The 15,049-nt window shown below is 62.5% G+C and carries 13 protein-coding genes; 3 read left to right on the top strand and 10 right to left on the bottom strand.

Annotated features, from left to right (window positions below):
• The first annotated feature begins 11 nt into the window (after positions 1 to 11).
• Entirely contained in the window at positions 12 to 1,133 is a 1,122-nt protein-coding gene (locus BM269_RS06835; RefSeq protein WP_090436308.1) for a beta-ketoacyl-ACP synthase III, read from the top strand.
• Positions 1,134 to 1,245: 112 nt separating this feature from the next.
• Here BM269_RS06835 and BM269_RS06840 read toward each other — a convergent pair whose 3' ends face one another.
• On the bottom strand, positions 1,246 to 4,359 hold the full coding sequence (locus BM269_RS06840) for a COG1470 family protein (RefSeq protein WP_090436254.1): 3,114 nt from the start codon (positions 4,357 to 4,359) through the stop codon (positions 1,246 to 1,248).
• Positions 4,360 to 4,476: 117 nt separating this feature from the next.
• On the opposite strand from BM269_RS06840, the gene ybaL reads away from it, so the two are divergent.
• On the top strand, positions 4,477 to 6,180 hold the full coding sequence (gene ybaL / locus BM269_RS06845) for a cation:proton antiporter domain-containing protein (protein WP_090436255.1): 1,704 nt from the start codon (positions 4,477 to 4,479) through the stop codon (positions 6,178 to 6,180).
• 43 nt (positions 6,181 to 6,223) lie between these two features.
• On the opposite strand, the gene BM269_RS06850 is transcribed toward ybaL, so the two are convergent.
• Positions 6,224 to 8,263, bottom strand: coding sequence for an NADPH-dependent 2,4-dienoyl-CoA reductase (locus BM269_RS06850; RefSeq protein WP_090436256.1), 2,040 nt, complete (start codon positions 8,261 to 8,263; stop codon positions 6,224 to 6,226).
• Positions 8,264 to 8,350: 87 nt separating this feature from the next.
• Between BM269_RS06850 and BM269_RS06855 the strand changes: the two genes are divergently transcribed.
• Positions 8,351 to 8,980, top strand: a complete 630-nt coding sequence (locus BM269_RS06855; protein WP_090436257.1) for an SRPBCC family protein — start codon at positions 8,351 to 8,353, stop codon at positions 8,978 to 8,980.
• An 8-nt stretch (positions 8,981 to 8,988) separates the two neighbouring features.
• On the opposite strand, the gene BM269_RS06860 is transcribed toward BM269_RS06855, so the two are convergent.
• The 8 genes from BM269_RS06860 to BM269_RS06895 all read right to left on the bottom strand — a co-directional run bounded on the left by BM269_RS06860 (position 8,989) and on the right by BM269_RS06895 (position 15,033).
• Complete coding sequence (locus BM269_RS06860; RefSeq protein WP_090436258.1) at positions 8,989 to 9,441, bottom strand: hypothetical protein; 453 nt, start codon at positions 9,439 to 9,441, stop codon at positions 8,989 to 8,991.
• Between the two features lie 8 nt (positions 9,442 to 9,449).
• Positions 9,450 to 9,902: a DUF2721 domain-containing protein gene (locus BM269_RS06865; RefSeq protein ID WP_090436259.1), complete on the bottom strand. Its 453-nt coding sequence runs from the start codon at positions 9,900 to 9,902 to the stop codon at positions 9,450 to 9,452.
• The gene (gene pip / locus BM269_RS06870) at positions 9,902 to 10,861 is read right to left on the bottom strand and encodes a prolyl aminopeptidase (RefSeq protein ID WP_090436260.1); all 960 of its coding nucleotides are present in this window, start codon (positions 10,859 to 10,861) and stop codon (positions 9,902 to 9,904) included. The genes BM269_RS06865 and pip overlap by 1 nt, the downstream gene beginning before the upstream one ends.
• Positions 10,862 to 10,898: 37 nt before the next feature.
• The gene (locus BM269_RS06875; protein ID WP_090436261.1) at positions 10,899 to 12,191 is read right to left on the bottom strand and encodes an amino acid deaminase; all 1,293 of its coding nucleotides are present in this window, start codon (positions 12,189 to 12,191) and stop codon (positions 10,899 to 10,901) included.
• Between the two features lie 17 nt (positions 12,192 to 12,208).
• Positions 12,209 to 12,862, bottom strand: a complete 654-nt coding sequence (locus BM269_RS06880; RefSeq protein ID WP_090436262.1) for a glutathione S-transferase family protein — start codon at positions 12,860 to 12,862, stop codon at positions 12,209 to 12,211.
• 157 nt (positions 12,863 to 13,019) lie between these two features.
• Positions 13,020 to 13,658, bottom strand: a complete 639-nt coding sequence (locus tag BM269_RS06885) for a hypothetical protein (RefSeq protein ID WP_090436263.1) — start codon at positions 13,656 to 13,658, stop codon at positions 13,020 to 13,022.
• A 53-nt stretch (positions 13,659 to 13,711) separates the two neighbouring features.
• Complete coding sequence (locus BM269_RS06890) at positions 13,712 to 14,527, bottom strand: ATP-grasp domain-containing protein (protein WP_090436264.1); 816 nt, start codon at positions 14,525 to 14,527, stop codon at positions 13,712 to 13,714.
• Between the two features lie 14 nt (positions 14,528 to 14,541).
• Entirely contained in the window at positions 14,542 to 15,033 is a 492-nt protein-coding gene (locus tag BM269_RS06895; protein WP_090436265.1) for a hypothetical protein, read from the bottom strand.
• Between the last annotated feature and the right edge of the window lie 16 nt (positions 15,034 to 15,049).

Genomic DNA, 15,049 nt, shown 5'->3' on the forward strand with positions numbered 1-15,049 from the left:
AAATATTGATCATGAAACAAGCCGTCATCAGCGGAACCGGCCTCTTTACCCCAGCGAACTCGATCAGCAATGAAGAGCTGGTGACCGTCTTCAACGCCTACGTGGAACTGTTCAACGCGGAAAACGCCGCCGCCATCGCGGCCGGCACGATGACCGCCCTGGAGCCATCCAGCGCCGGCTTCATTGAAAAGGCATCGGGCATCAAATCGCGCTATGTGATGGAAAAGACCGGCATCCTGGACCCCAAGCGCATGACGCCGCGCATTCCAGAGCGCAGCAACGAGGAACTGTCGCTGCAAGCCGAGATCTGCGTGGCGGCAGCCCGCCAGGCAATGGACCGCGCCGGCCGCAACCCGGCCGACATCGACATGGTGCTGGTGGCTTGCTCCAATATGCAGCGCGCTTATCCGGCGATGGCGGTCGAAGTGCAGCAGGCGCTGGGCATCGACGGCTTCGGCTTTGACATGAACGTGGCCTGCTCGTCGGCCACCTTCGGCATCCAGACCGCTGTTGGCGCGGTGCAGAGCGGCCAGGCCCGCGCGGTGCTGATCCTGAACCCGGAAATCACCTCCGGCCACCTGGACTACCGCGACCGCGACAGCCACTTCATCTTCGGCGACGCCTGCACCGCGATCATCGTGGAAGCCAAGGAAGGCGCCGTGTCCCAGCACCAGTGGGACATCCTGGACACCAAGCTGAAGACCAGCTTCTCCAACAACATCCGCAACAACTTCGGCTTCATGAACCGCTTCGACGAAGACGGCATCGGCGCGCCGGACAAGCTGTTCAAGCAGCAGGGCCGCAAGGTGTTCAAGGACGTGTGTCCGATGGCAGCGCAAATGATCAAGGACTCGATCGACCGCGCCGGCCTGAAGGTTGAGCAGATGAGCCGCTTCTGGCTGCACCAGGCTAACCTGAGCATGAACCAGCTGATTTCCCGCACCATCCTCGGCCGCGACGCCGAGCCGCTGGAAGCGCCGGTGATCCTCGACACCTACGCCAACACCTCGTCGGCCGGCTCCATCATCGCCTTCCACAAGCACCAGGACGATTTGCCATCCGGCGCCTACGGCGTCATCTGCAGCTTCGGCGCCGGCTACTCCATCGGCTCCGTCGTCGTCCGCAAAGCCTAAGATAAAAGTCGAGGCCGGGTTAAAAAATAGGGACGTACCCCATTTATCGGCGCAGCCGAAAATGGGGTACGTCCCCATTTTTTTAACCTGACCCCGACTTTTCATTTGCTTCTTACAGGCGGGCGGCGATCAGGCGGCCGTCGGGGGTGACGCGCTTGAAGCGGATCACCTGGCTGCCATCGGCTGCCGTCTCCTGCACCACAAAAGCGGAACCGGGCAGGATGGTTTCCGCTGCCGTCAGCGGCAAGCCGTCGACGATGGTCAGCAACTGGCTGCCCCGCCCCAGCTCCATGCGGCTACCCGCCGGGACCCGTTCCAGGGTGTCGATATCATAGGCCTCCAGCGTCCCCGGCTCGCCGTTGCGGCTGGCGAGGAAGGTCCGCACCGCGCCGATCTGCGGCGTGGCCATGAACAGCGCCAGGCGGTCGCTGGATACACCCAGGTCTTCCGGCAGGCGGTCCAACGTCCGGAAGCTGAGCAGCACGGGCTGGCGGCCCTGTTCGAACTCGCCTGGAATGCCATTGGCGCGCGTCATGGGCAGCAGGGCGCGGGCGAACTGGTCGTAGCGCAATACCTGCAGCCGCCCGGCGGCATACGGTTGCTGTGCCGCCAGGCCGCCCCAGGCAATGATGCGGGCGGGGCCGTTCGGAATTTTCAGCACTTCGAGGGCAACCGCGCCGGCATAGGCGGCGTTCAGCTTGTTGATGCCGGTCGTGGCATCCAGCAGCTGGATGGTGGGCGTGCCTGCCGGTACGGCAGTCGGCGGCGCATCGCTCACCACCATCGACACCAGGCCGTCACCCAGGTCGTCGATACCGGATGGCGGCGTGCCGCCCAGCAGCAGTGCGCCATTCGCGAACGTCAGGCGTTTCAGTTCGGGCGAGCGGTCGTCCGGCTTCTTGGTGGCGTCGCGGAAGAAGCGGTAGCGCCGCTCGCTATTGCCTGGCGCCGCGGGCGGCCCCCATACCGGCTGGATAAACCCTGTGGAGCCAGGCTGGATCGTGGGCAAGGTGGTGTACATCCCGTGCAAGCCTTCGGGGAAGCTGTTGTTCGGCTTGGGCAGGCTGTGCGCTGCAATCAGGATTTCCTGTCCCGCGCCGCCGCGGATATCGGCCAGGCGGAACTGGCCATAGCGGCGCCCGCCCGGGGTGGATTGCACCGTGTTGCCCGGTGGGTTGGGAACGTCGGTGGCATCGGGATTATTCAGGTCCACATCGACCGTGCGCTGGGCAACGCGCTGGCCGCTGACCGGATCCATCACCAGCAACAGGTTCTTGGAGAACACCAGGAAGCTCTTGGCGCCGCTGCCGCCCAGCGTGCCGGCCGCCAGCATTGCGCGCTGCACCGTGGCGCCTCCGGGCTGCTCGCCAAGGGTGAAGTCGGCGCGCTGCACGCTGCCATTGGCAAAGCGGAAAAAGTACAGCATGGTGGATGTGACCACCTGGCCAATGGTGGCGAAGCTGTTCTGCGGGATGACGGCCAGGTATTCCTGGCTGCCGATGCGCAGCGTTGCCATGCCGCCAAAGTCGGGGTTGATGGTGCTGACCTGGGTCGAGCCAAACGGCCGTACCGTGGATGCCAGGGTCACGCCCTGCACCACCGCTCCCTGCTGCGGCTCGCGGATCTGTATTTGCGAGACCAGGTCGGCAGTATCGTCGTCCTGGCTCTTCTCACTGACGCAGGCCAGGTAGGCATTGCCGTTGCCTGCCAGATCGACGAAGCGGAAGTCGGTGTAGCGGTTGCTACCCATGCGCTGGATTTGCAGGACCGGTGCATCGCTGCCTTCCACAAAGGTGCGCAGCAGGCTGAAGCGCACGCCGTTGGCATTGGCGCCTTGTGTCAGGATGCCGGCCTGTTGCTGCAGCTGGCCGTTGGCGGCATTGCGCCGCGTGGCGAAACGCGTCGCCAGCAGCGTCTGTCCTGCCGGGATCGGGATGCCCGGCACCGGCTGCGCCGTTCCGGCCGCGACAGTCAGCGCCAGGTCGACGCCTGCAATGCTGATGCCGGTCGCCGAACCATCGACGCGCAGTGTGCTGTTGCCGGCCGGCGCGTCCGGCGCGGCCTGAAGGGTCAATGTGGCATTATTGCCCGCGACCGGGTTGGGGCTGAAGGCGGCGCTGACGCCCGGCGGCAGGCCGCTGAGTGCCAACTGTACCGGTGCGCTGAAGTTGCTGCGCATGAGCGCGATGCTGCTGCTGGCCGACTGGCCGCGCACCACAGTTAGCACGGCGGGATCGGCCGCCAGCGTGCAGCTCGAAACCACCAGCGCTTGCACCGTGAGGCCGATGGTTGCCGAGGCGATTTGCACGCCGGGCGCGCTGGCACTGACGGTCAGTTGGCGGGTGCCTGGCAAGGTGGCGCTGCCGGTCGCGATGTTCAGCGTGGCCGCATTGCTGCCGGTCGGATTGGGCGTGAAGGCGGCGCTGGCGCCCGCAGGCAGGCCGCTGACGGCAAGGCTGACGCTGCCGCTGGTGACGGGCGGCGAGATATTGACCTGGTAGCTGACATTTCCGCCGGCAGTGACACTCTGGCTGGCGGGCATGACGGCCAGCGCGGGCGAGGCGGCTACTGCGCTGATCGCCAGCGGCGCCATGACCGGCCCGCCCGGGCTTTGCATGCGTAGCTGGTAACTGCCTGCTGCCGTGCCGGACGCCACGTCGACCACCAAGGACACGCTGGTGCTGGAGCCGGATGCCCCCAGCACCAGCACGCCGGGCACGCCGGCGCCGGCGGCGCTCACCACCTGGTAGGCGAAAGCATCGAGCGCCAGGCCGGTGCCAGCCACGCTGACCTGCGTCGTTTCGCCCGCGCGCAGGGTAGCGGGCTGCAGCGAAGTGATGCTGGAAACGGCACTGCCGCCGATGGCAAAATTGCCGTTGCTGCGGTCGCGGCCACTACGCCCGAGCTGGTCGTAGGCGATGACTTCGATGCGGCCCTGGCTGGTGGGCGTCGCCGGTACGATCCAGTTATAGCTCTGTACTTCGCCGAACAGGCCGGTCACGATATTGCTGAACGTCAGGCCGCCATCGGCGGAAAAGCGCACATCGTGCCGCAGCACGCCGCCGTCGGCGTCGAAACTGTCCCAGCGGATCAGCACAGGCTGGCCCGGCTGGAACACCTCGCCGCCATTGGGCGCCGTAACGAGCACGGTGGGGGGCAGGTTGATGACGATGCGTCCGGCTCCTGCGGCTGGTTCGCCTGCGACTGGATTGATATCGGTAGCCATGTTCCTTCTCCTTTGACAGTGGACGGGGTCGCGCGCTGGCGACAGGGCTACTTACGCAAGCCGGGCCGAATCGGATTCAGGGCATGCGGTTATACTTCTTGCGAAAGGAGTCACCGCATGCCCCATGACGTCAGCCTGATTACCACTATTGCCGCAGCCCTAGGCTTCGGTCTCGTATTCGGCTTCATCGCCACCCGCCTCAAACTCCCCGCCCTGGTCGGCTATCTCGCAGCCGGCATCCTGATTGGTCCCGCGACCCCTGGCTTCGTCGCTGACAGCGCGATCGCCGGCCAGTTGGCTGAGATCGGCGTGATGCTGATGATGTTCGGCGTCGGCCTGCACTTCTCGCTGGATGACCTGTGGGAGGTGCGCAAGGTGGCCTTGCCCGGCGCCATCCTGCAGATCGCGGCTGCAACCGGCATGGGCATGGCGCTGGCGCATTTCTGGGGCTGGAGCCTGGGTGGCGGCCTGGTATTCGGCCTGGCACTGTCGGTGGCCAGCACCGTGGTCCTGCTGCGGGCGCTGGAGGAACGCGGCACCCTGGATTCCTTCAACGGCCGCATTGCGGTTGGTTGGCTGGTCGTCGAGGACCTGGTGACCGTCCTGGTGCTGGTGCTGCTGCCGGCATTGGCGGGCGCGCTTGGCGGCAATGGGGGCGATGCGGGCCATGGCCACGCTGCAGCCGAAGGCGGCGTGCTCAAGGCGCTGGCCATCACCCTCGGCCAGGTGGCGCTGTTCGTCGGCTTCATGTTGCTGGTTGGCCGCAAGCTGTTCCCCTGGATCCTGTGGCAGGTGGCGCGCACCAATTCGCGCGAGCTGTTCACGCTGTGCGTGATCGCTGCGGCGGTCGGCATCGCTTACGCGGCGACTGTGCTGTTCGGCATCTCGTTCGCGCTGGGCGCTTTCTTCGCCGGCATGGTGCTGCGCGAATCCGAGCTCAGTCATCGCGCGGCGCACGAATCGCTGCCGTTGCGCGATGCGTTCGCGGTGCTGTTCTTCGTTTCGGTGGGGATGCTGTTCGAACCGATGATCCTGGTTGAACAGCCGCTGCGCGTGCTGGCCGTAGTCGCCATCGTCCTGTTTGGCAAATCGATTGCTGCTTTCGCGCTGGTGGTGTTGCTGCGCTATCCAGCCAGCACGGCGCTGATGGTGTCGGCCAGCCTGGCGCAGATTGGCGAGTTCTCCTTCATCCTGGCGGCGCTGGGCATTTCTCTGGGACTGCTGCCGCATGAAGGCCAGAGCCTGATCCTGGCCGGCGCTATCCTGTCGATCGCTTTGAACCCGCTGATGTTCCTGCTGGCTGGTCCGCTGGAGCGTGTCTTGGGCAAAAACAAGGCGCTGGCGGCGCAATACGCCCGCGCCGCCGACCCGCTGGCGGAATTGCCGATGTCGACCGCGCAATCCAAACTTGAAGGTCAGGTGGTGCTGGTAGGCTATGGCCGTGTGGGGCGCAATATTGCGGAATCACTGGCGGCCCAGGGGATCGATTACGTGGTGGCGGAGCAGAACCGCGAACTGGTCGACCAGTTGCGCCAGCAAGGCATTGCCGCCGTGGCCGGCAATGCCGGCGAGCCGGCGGTGCTGATCCAGGCCCATATCCACAAGGCGCGCATGCTGGTGGTGGCGACGCCCGACACCTTCCACGTGCGCGCCATGATCGAAACGGCGCGTGCACTGAATCCGGATATCAAGATCGCCGTGCGCACGCACAGCGAGGAGGAAGCCGCCCTGCTACGCAGCGAGCGCGCAGGGGTCATCTTCATCGGCGAACAGGAACTGGCCAAATCGATGGCGTCGCACGTCGCCAGGGAGATTGCCTAGCGCAAGGAAATGTCCACTTGGTTCCTGACCCCGAAATGGACAATTAGAGCCGGGCGGCAAGTTCGGCGCCTTCCTTGATGGCGCGCTTGGCGTCGAGCTCGGCGGCCAGGGCGGCGCCGCCGATCTTGTGGAAGCGTGGCGTGCCCGCTGCGGCGGCTTCGCCTTCCTGTGGCATCAGTTCGGTCAGGCTTTCCTGGCCGGCGCAAATAATCACGTTGTCCACTGCCAGCAGGCGCTCTTCGTCGCCCACCTGGATGTGCAGGCCATGATCGTCGATCAGCTTGTACTGCACACCGGGAATCATCACCACGCCATTCCGCGCCAGCACCGCGCGGTGCACCCAGCCCGAAGTCTTGCCCAAGCCGGCGCCCAGTTTGCTGGTCTTGCGCTGCAACAGGTAAAGCTGGCGCACCGGTTCCGCTGCCTTGGCCGGCACCAGGCCGCCGCCGGTATTGGCGTGCAGGTCGACACCCCATTCGGCCGTCCAGTGCTCCTTCGCAATCGGCAAGGAATGCTCCGGGTTGTGCAGCAGGTATTCGCCAACGTCGAAGCCGATGCCGCCCGCGCCGATGATCGCCACCCGCTTGCCGACCGGTTTCTTGTCGCGCAGTACATCGAGATAGGACAGCACTTTCGGATGGTCGATGCCGTCGATCTTCGGCTTGCGCGTGCGGATGCCGGTGGCGACGATCACATCGTCATAGCCGCCCGCCAGCAGTTCTTCGCGTGTGACGCGGTGATTGAGCTGCAGCTTGACGCCGGTCAGCTCGATCTTGCGGCCAAAATAGCGCAGGGTTTCGTTGAATTCTTCCTTGCCCGGGATCTGCTTGGCAATATTGAACTGGCCGCCAATGCGCTCGCTGGAATCGAACAGTGTCACGTCATGGCCGCATTCGGCCGCCACCGTGGCAGCCGACAGGCCGGCGGGACCGGCGCCCACCACCGCCACCTTGCGGCGGGCCGCGGCGGGCCTGTACACCAGCTCCGTCTCGTGGCAGGCGCGCGGGTTCACCAGGCAGCTGGCGCGCTTGTTCTGGAAGGTGTGGTCAAGGCAGGCCTGGTTGCATCCAATGCAAGTATTGATTTCGTCGGCGCGGCCGGTTGCCGCCTTGTTGACGAACTCAGCATCAGCCAGGAAGGGGCGCGCCATCGACACCATGTCGGCATCGCCGCGCAGGATGATGTCCTCCGCCTCCGCCGGCATATTGATTCGGTTCGATGCCACCACTGGAATGGTCACTTCCTTGCGCAGCCGGCCCGCCACTTCGGCGAAGGCGGCGCGCGGCACCGAGGTGACGATGGTCGGCACGCGTGCTTCGTGCCAGCCGATGCCGGTATTCAGGATGGTCGCGCCGGCCTGCTGCAAGGCCTTGGCAACGGTCACCACTTCTTCCCAGGTATTGCCGCCGTCCACCAGGTCCAGCAGGGAATGGCGGTACATGATGATGAAATCGCGGCCGACTGCATCGCGCATGCGGCGCACGATTTCCACCGGCAGGCGCATGCGGTTCTCGATGCTGCCGCCCCAGCGGTCGGTGCGCAGGTTGGTGCGGGCGCACAGGAACTGGTTCAGCAGGTAGCCTTCGCTGCCCATCACCTCCACGCCGTCGTAGCCGGCCTTCTGGGCCAGCTTGGCGGCGCGCACGTAGGCCTTGATGGTCGATTCAATGCCGCCTTCCGTCAGCGCCTTCGGCTTGAAGGGCGAAATCGGCGATTTCTTGTCGGAGGCCGACACGGCAAACGGCTGGTAGCCATAGCGCCCCGCGTGCAGGATCTGCATCAGGATCTTGCCGCCTTCTTCGTGCACCGCATTGGTCAGCTTGCGGTGGTTGAACACGTCGCCGATGAAGTTCATGGTGCCGCCGAATGGCAGCAGCCAGCCCTGGCGGTTTGGCGAGATGCCGCCGGTCACGATCATGCCCACGCCGCCCCTGGCACGCTCACGGTAGAAGGCGGCCAGCTTGTCATAATTGAAGAAGCGGTCCTCCAGGCCGGTGTGCATGGAACCCATGATCACGCGGTTGCGCAAGGTGGTGAAACCCAGGTCGAGGGGCGAAAGGAGATGAGGGAAATTGGTGGTCATAGGAGGCAGGCGGGAGTTCTGTGCGGCGTCTAACGATGGAAGCGCGCGGCGCTTGTATTCTGCCACCAGTTACCTTACGCTGGTAGCATGAAGCGACTGTTATTAGTACTGTTCCTCGGTTTTACCGCGCCCGCCTTTGGTGCGGGACAGGCGGCCCGTTTGGAAGTTCCGAAGCTGGAAGTGTCCGTCAACCGGGTGAAGACAGACGCGCAGCAACTCTATGAAGTCAACGCCAGCGGCACTGTTCATGCATCGCTGCCAACAGTCTGGCGCACCCTCACCACCTATGACCGCATGGAAGAATTCGTGCCCGACATGGCGTCGTGCCGGGTGCTGTCGCGAAATGGCAATGAAGTCATCATTGAGCAATTTGGAACGGCCCGCTTCCTGTTCATGTCGCGGTCCATCCACCTTGTCGTGCGAGCAACGGAGCAGCCGATGTCGTCGATCGACATCGCCCTGGTTTCGGGGGACATGAAGCATTACGAGGCGCGCTGGGAATTGATTCCCATTCCGGAAACCGGCGGCACCCGCGTGGTCTACACCGGGCGCCTGATGCCGAACTTCTACGTGCCTGGCCTGTTGGGCACCAACATCATCCGCGGCGATATCGAACGGATGATGACTGCGGTGCTGGCCCACCTGGAGCGCCAGCCGGCGCTGCCGAAGCAATCCGAGCTGGCACGTGGCCTGGGTGGAGTGCCCAGCGTGCCGTAAGCGGCGGCTTAGGCCGTGTAGTGGTCGCGGTCGCGCACTTCCGCAAAATTCTCCAGGCTGCCGATACGGATCACCACCGCGTTCATGGTGGATGCCGTCTGCATGGAGCGCCAGGCGAATTGCCATTCTTTCTCCATCGCATCTTCACGCGTCTTGGTGAAGGCGGCGCCCAGGGCGGCGCGGCCGCCGTATTCGATCGCGCCATCGATGCCCGCCCAGTTCGGCAGCGTGCGTTGCACGGCGCGGTGGATGCGTTCACCGAATTCCTCGGTATTGTGGATCACCAGGCAGCTATCGGCACCGAAATGGTCGAACAGGTCGCGGCTCCAGGCTTGCGAAAAACTCAGGGTCAGGAAGCTGCCCACAGGGCGCAGCACGAACTGGCCATCCTTCAGGGCTTGTTCGAGTTCGCTGCGCGGGCCGTAGCGGTGCAGCGTAGGTGGGCGTTTGTAATCGTGCATGATGATTCTTAGTTTGGATTTCTTTCGATGTGCCGCACGTGGCGGTGGGCACGCATGAAGGTCGAGGCGATAAAGATTTCGCGCAGCAGGTAGCCGAAATTGCCGATCAGGCAGACCATCGCTGCGATGAACAGGCCCGCGATGTATTTGTCCAGCGAGACGTTGGTGGCATCGCCAACGAACAGCAAGGCCACCACCAGGCAGACGAACAGGCCGCAGGCGGTGCTCAGCGCAATGGCAACGTTGATCAGGTGCGAACGCCGGTACAAGATGTCCAGCTCGTTCATATAGGTATCGTTATAAGCCACGTCCAGGCGCTCTTCCAACACGCGCGAACGGTCGATGATGCGCGCCAGGCGGTTCAGCAGCACCAGGAGGTTGGTGCAGACCGTGGACAGCATGAACACCGGGGCGATCGCAAGCTGGATGATGTGGGCGATGTCGCCAAGCTGGAGATTCATTATGCGAAGCGTCCCTGCTGGCGGAATTGTTCGGTAGCGCCCACCAGGGCGCGGCTGATACCTTGCTCCATGGCGCCATGGCCGGCGTCGGGAATCATCTTCATCACCGCATTGACGCCCCAGGCCTGCTGCAGGCGGCAGGCGGAGACCGGCGGGCAGATCACGTCGTAGCGGCCTTGCACGATCACCGCAGGCAAGTGGGCGATGCGGGAGACGTTGGACAGCAGCTGGCCGTCGCTGAAGAAGCCCAGGTTGGCCATGTAGTGCGATTCCATGCGGCCGACGCCCAGGTCCAGGGTGTCCGACGGCGGTTCGTCCGGCTGCGGCAGCAGGAAGACGCGGCGGCCTTCGAACTTGCTCCAGGCGCGCACGGCGGGCCAGTGCACGTCCGGGTTCGGGTCCATGATGCGCTTGACGTAGGCCTGCAGCAGGTTGCCGCGTTCTTCGAGCGGGATGGGGGCGACAAATTCGTCGTACACCTCGGGGTGGAACCATTCGGAGCCTTGCAGGAACCAGTCGATTTCCTTCTGAGTGCAGAGGAAGATGCCGCGCAGGACGAAGCCCAGGCAGCGCTCCGGATGCGCCTGGCCGTATGCCAGCGCCAGGGTGGAGCCCCAGGAGCCGCCGAATACCAGCCATTTGTCGATGCCGAACAGGATGCGCAGGCGTTCGATGTCGTCAATCAGGAGCTGGGTGGTGTTGTTACGGACCTCGCCCAAGGGGGTCGATTTGCCGGCGCCACGCTGGTCGAACAGGATGACCCGGTAGTGATCCGGATTGAAAAAGCGGCGATGCTGCGGCGACAGGCCGGCGCCCGGGCCGCCATGGAAGAAGACGACCGGGATGCCGTTCGGGTTGCCCACCTCTTCCCAATAAATTGTATGGACGTCATCGACAGCCAGCATGCCGCTACTGCGGGGCTGGATTGGCGGGAACAGGTGTGGCAAGGCGTCGGGCATGGCTATCCTCTATACGTGAAGCCAAGATTGTAACCGCTCAGAAGAAGGTATTGATGGCTTGCAGGACGTTGTACGTGTCATCCACAACCAGCATCAGCGGCCACTTGTCGAAGGTGGTGCAGGGGTGGGAGATGCCGCAGCCCACCAAGTCGCCCACTTCCAGGCCGGCTTCGACGCCTTCGGGCCAGCGCAGATAGGCGTGCTGGTCGTTCATCTTGTCGATCACGGCGCCTTGCGGCAATGCCAACGCTTCGCCGCCCGGCCGGTGCGCGGCGATCGCGCGCGGCAGGCCCAGGTCGTGCGACGCATCGCGCTTGCCCAGGGCCAGGATCGCCAGGTTCGGCTCGGGGCGCGACAGCACCGTGGTCCAGACTTCCAGCGCCGGGCGCAGGCCCTCCCCTGCCGCCTTGCCTTCGCGGTTTGCCAGCTCGCTGGTCAAGCCGCCGTAGTAGCCGTGGTCATTGGTCAGGTAGCACCCGCTGCGCAGGATCGGCAGCACTTTCTTGCCCTGCGCCGCCAGGCCCGCAAATTCGCGCGCTACGCGGTCGAAATAGGCCGAACCACCGGCGGAAATGATCACCTGCTCGCCACCGAACAATCCTTCCGCCGCGGCGGCCTTCAACATCTCCGCCATGCGCTGCAGGAAGCCGTTGACGACCTCCACATCCGCCGCGCGGTTATCGGTGACGACCAGGCCTTCGTAACCTTCGATACCGGCCAGTTGCAGTCCCGGCGCGGCGGCGATTGCGCGTGCCACTGCCATCACTTCTTCCGGATCGCGGCAACCTGCGCGCTTGCCCTTCATACCCAGCTCCACCAGCAGCGGCAGCGGCCGCGCCAGGCCGAAGTCCTGCACTGCGCGCGACAGGCGATCGACGCCTTGCGGCGAGTCGACCAGCGCAAAGAATTCGAAGGAATGATCTTCCTGCATCAGATGCAGCACAGCGCGGATATCGGCCGGCGCCACCAGCTCATTCGCCAGGATCACACGCCGCACGCCAAAGCGCGCCGCAATCTGTACCTGCGGGATGGTCGCCAGCGTGATGCCCCAGGCGCCGTTCTCGATCTGCGCCGCGAACAGCTGCGGGCTCATGGTGGTCTTGCCGTGCGGGGCCAACAACACGCCATGGCGCTCGCAGAAATCGCGCATCCAGCCCAGGTTATGCTGCAAGGCCGAAGCCTTGAGCACCGCCACAGGCAGGCTGGTATCGGCCGCCAAGATATTCCAGTGCTGCGCACCGATCATGTGCTGGCGCAACGGCTCCATGATCGGCAGACCTTTGACGCCTGGCAGCAGGATTTGTTCATCGAGTTCAGGCAGCGCGTACATAACTCATCCAATCATCTTCAGCCGGAGGCTGGCTCTGCAGTGTTAAATGCCAACTGTGCAGCAAACGCCCGCTTATAAGCCGGACGGGCTTCGCCGCGCGCCACATAAGCAGCCAGTTGGGGGAATTCACTCAGGATACCCGATGGCTTGAGCCGAAGCAGCACCGACACCATGAGCAAGTCGCCAGCACTGAAGCCGCCATCCAGCCATTCCACCTCACCCAGGCGCGCAGAAAGCTGGCCAAGCCGATGACGGATGCGGTCCATGATCAGTGGCAGGCGCTCTTTGCTCCAGGGCTTGTCGCCTTCCTGGAACTTGGCGATGACGATTTCCAGGATCGGCGGCTCGACGGTGTTGAGTGCGGCAAACATCCATGTGATAGCGCGCGCGCGGGCATTGGCATCGTGCGGCAACAGCCCCGGATAATGCGAAGCGATATGAAAAATGATCGCGCCTGACTCAAACAGCGTCAAGTCGCCTTCCTCATAGGTTGGAATCTGCCCAAAGGGGTGGCGAGCCAGGTGCGCCGGCTCCTTCATCGCAGCGAAAGACACCGGTCGCACCTCGTAGCTTTGCTCCACTTCTTCAAACGCCCAGCGAACGCGCGTATCGCGTGCCAGTCCCGTGCCGCCATCCGGCGAACGTTCAAACGCAGTAATGGTGTGAGTCATCGTCATCTCCTGTTGATGGTGGTAGTTCCTTCAGAAATGACGACGAATGACTGACGGCTAAATCGACAACTTCAGCAAACTCAAACTCAGCGCGCCCCCCGGCAAGCGGGGCAAATAATATCCTGAAGGCGCGATGGGTCATCAGTGCCAAAGATCATTACAATGGAATGCCGACAAGCTTGGCCTGTACCGTTCGCCCTGTAAGGGTTTCAGAAAGGATGTCCTTCAATAAAAAGTACATACCCATCTGGTGCTTGAGAGGTTTGAAGTCCGTGCTGCCGTAAACGTAAGAGGTCAGCTGAATTCTGAACCCCTTGAAGCATTGGCCCCGCTCCTTGCAGTCGGCCTGAAACCGCGAAACTGCTTGGGCAAAAGACTCAATTATTTCGGTCGCAACGGAGGAATCATCGTGCGGACCGGCCCTATCTTCAATCGCGCAAAATGATGAGCTAGGCTCTGGGTGGAACTTGACCTCAAAAACGGTAACATGGGACCCACCTGATGCATGCTGCTTTACCGAGCGAAACTCGCGGCTGATAGGCGATTCAACAAGGTTTAGTCTGTCGCTGACAATGCCTAGCTCAATGGTCATGGGTTTTACAGCAAATAAGCTGACCACCTCGTCCAAGCTTTGAGGCGCCGACAGTTCGCTTGCTGAGCAAAATTCCCGTAACAAGGCTTCTTGCCAGTACATGAGGCGATTCTCGGCCCGCGCCTGACCTCTCAGTGCCATAACAAATTTGGCGAAGCGCTCCGCACCTGCAAAACGCTCAAATTCTGCGATGAAGCTGTCCATTTCTTAATCCTAAAGCCCTCGTCAGAAAATAACAAAGGGGTTGCGACGTGGGGCTAGGCATCGACTTGCGTCAGGACCTGCTGCCAAAGCGCCTGCCGTGGAATGCCGGCATAGCCTGATTCCTGCGCATCATTGCACTCAATTACAATCCAGCGGCCATCTAGGGTTTTGGCGAAGTCCACGACGAGGAACGGAACCTTCAGGCGTTCTGCCGCCCGCTTTGCGACAGCCAAGCCTGCCTCCAAATCGACACAATGATATGGAGAAACCTGATACCAGTATCGGCCCCAACCAACGCATTTTCCATGCCACCAGAATGATCGATATTCGAGCGACGGATTTATTTTACCCGGGACGCTGCCAGCCACCGGCATCAGCGGAACGAACTCGCGAATGACAGGTTTCTGCCAATGGAGAATTGGGTCGTTACGATATCTTTCCGAGGCCAGTGCATAGTGCTCCCGGCTTTGAATGATCGATAAGTCAGGGTTGTGCTTGCTGGTTTGCCTCGAGCCCTTCATAAAAATTGGCCACTGGAAGTAGCTCTCGATTTCTTCTACACGAGGCAATTTGTCGAAAATCCGAGTCCGCGGCGTGAGATCTTCGAGATAGGGGTACCAGTGCTCGAGTTCACTAGCACGGCTGTGCTCGTCCGGCGAATTCACGAGGCGCAGTCCCATTTCCAACTTCTCCTTGAATTCGACGGCGTAGTCTTCGATGGGGCCAACCCTCAAGATGCAAAGCGATTCGCCCTCGATCCGATATGGGTGATCGCATGCAAAGTGCAAATCAAAGTTGAAGTCATATGCGGATACACCAACCTCGTCGCTAACAACGAAAAATTTTCTCTCAATACGAGCAACGTTCATGACCTATTGCGAACTCACCAGAATTGCCACCACGGCTTCTTGCCTGGGGTGTGCTTGTGCAGGAAGACCTTTGCGGGTTTTTCCACCAGTTTCCCAACCGCGTACTCAAATGCCGGAGTCTCCCCGCTATAGGGGACCAGCAGATAAACCGAGTCGCCAGATACATGCTCAAGCAACGCCACTATATTTTTGCAGTCGTCAGTAGTGTCCGCGGGCGGCATGGAAACGCCATTCGCTGACACGAGAACTCCCGGTGAGTGGTAGAAAATTCCCGTAGCCAGAATTTCACCTGCCTGCGCTTGTCCGGCAAATTGGCTCTCGAAATGCTCGATCGTCTGCATGACGGATAGCTGCGTAGTGCCATCGGACGTCAGGGCATGCCCCGACAGCTCGCCACTCTTGCTTATCGTGGCGGCGTGTGGCGAGTACATATCCTGGCTATGGAAATGCTGGACGACCGGTAGAACACGTTGGATCAGCTCGTCGAGCTGTGCGTTAAGCGCCATATTTATTGTCTTTCTA

Origin of the sequence: Duganella sp. CF458 (assembly GCF_900113115.1) — a bacterium.
Lineage (GTDB): Bacteria > Pseudomonadota > Gammaproteobacteria > Burkholderiales > Burkholderiaceae_D > Rugamonas.

Coding starts and splice junctions, on each gene's coding strand:
- BM269_RS06835 (WP_090436308.1), top strand. CDS start 12: ATGAAACAAGCCGTCATCAGCGGAACCGGCCTCTTTACCCCAGCGAAC.
- BM269_RS06840 (WP_090436254.1), bottom strand. CDS start 4,359: ATGGCTACCGATATCAATCCAGTCGCAGGCGAACCAGCCGCAGGAGCC.
- ybaL (WP_090436255.1), top strand. CDS start 4,477: ATGCCCCATGACGTCAGCCTGATTACCACTATTGCCGCAGCCCTAGGC.
- BM269_RS06850 (WP_090436256.1), bottom strand. CDS start 8,263: ATGACCACCAATTTCCCTCATCTCCTTTCGCCCCTCGACCTGGGTTTC.
- BM269_RS06855 (WP_090436257.1), top strand. CDS start 8,351: ATGAAGCGACTGTTATTAGTACTGTTCCTCGGTTTTACCGCGCCCGCC.
- BM269_RS06860 (WP_090436258.1), bottom strand. CDS start 9,441: ATGCACGATTACAAACGCCCACCTACGCTGCACCGCTACGGCCCGCGC.
- BM269_RS06865 (WP_090436259.1), bottom strand. CDS start 9,902: ATGAATCTCCAGCTTGGCGACATCGCCCACATCATCCAGCTTGCGATC.
- pip (WP_090436260.1), bottom strand. CDS start 10,861: ATGCCCGACGCCTTGCCACACCTGTTCCCGCCAATCCAGCCCCGCAGT.
- BM269_RS06875 (WP_090436261.1), bottom strand. CDS start 12,191: ATGTACGCGCTGCCTGAACTCGATGAACAAATCCTGCTGCCAGGCGTC.
- BM269_RS06880 (WP_090436262.1), bottom strand. CDS start 12,862: ATGACTCACACCATTACTGCGTTTGAACGTTCGCCGGATGGCGGCACG.
- BM269_RS06885 (WP_090436263.1), bottom strand. CDS start 13,658: ATGGACAGCTTCATCGCAGAATTTGAGCGTTTTGCAGGTGCGGAGCGC.
- BM269_RS06890 (WP_090436264.1), bottom strand. CDS start 14,527: ATGAACGTTGCTCGTATTGAGAGAAAATTTTTCGTTGTTAGCGACGAG.
- BM269_RS06895 (WP_090436265.1), bottom strand. CDS start 15,033: ATGGCGCTTAACGCACAGCTCGACGAGCTGATCCAACGTGTTCTACCG.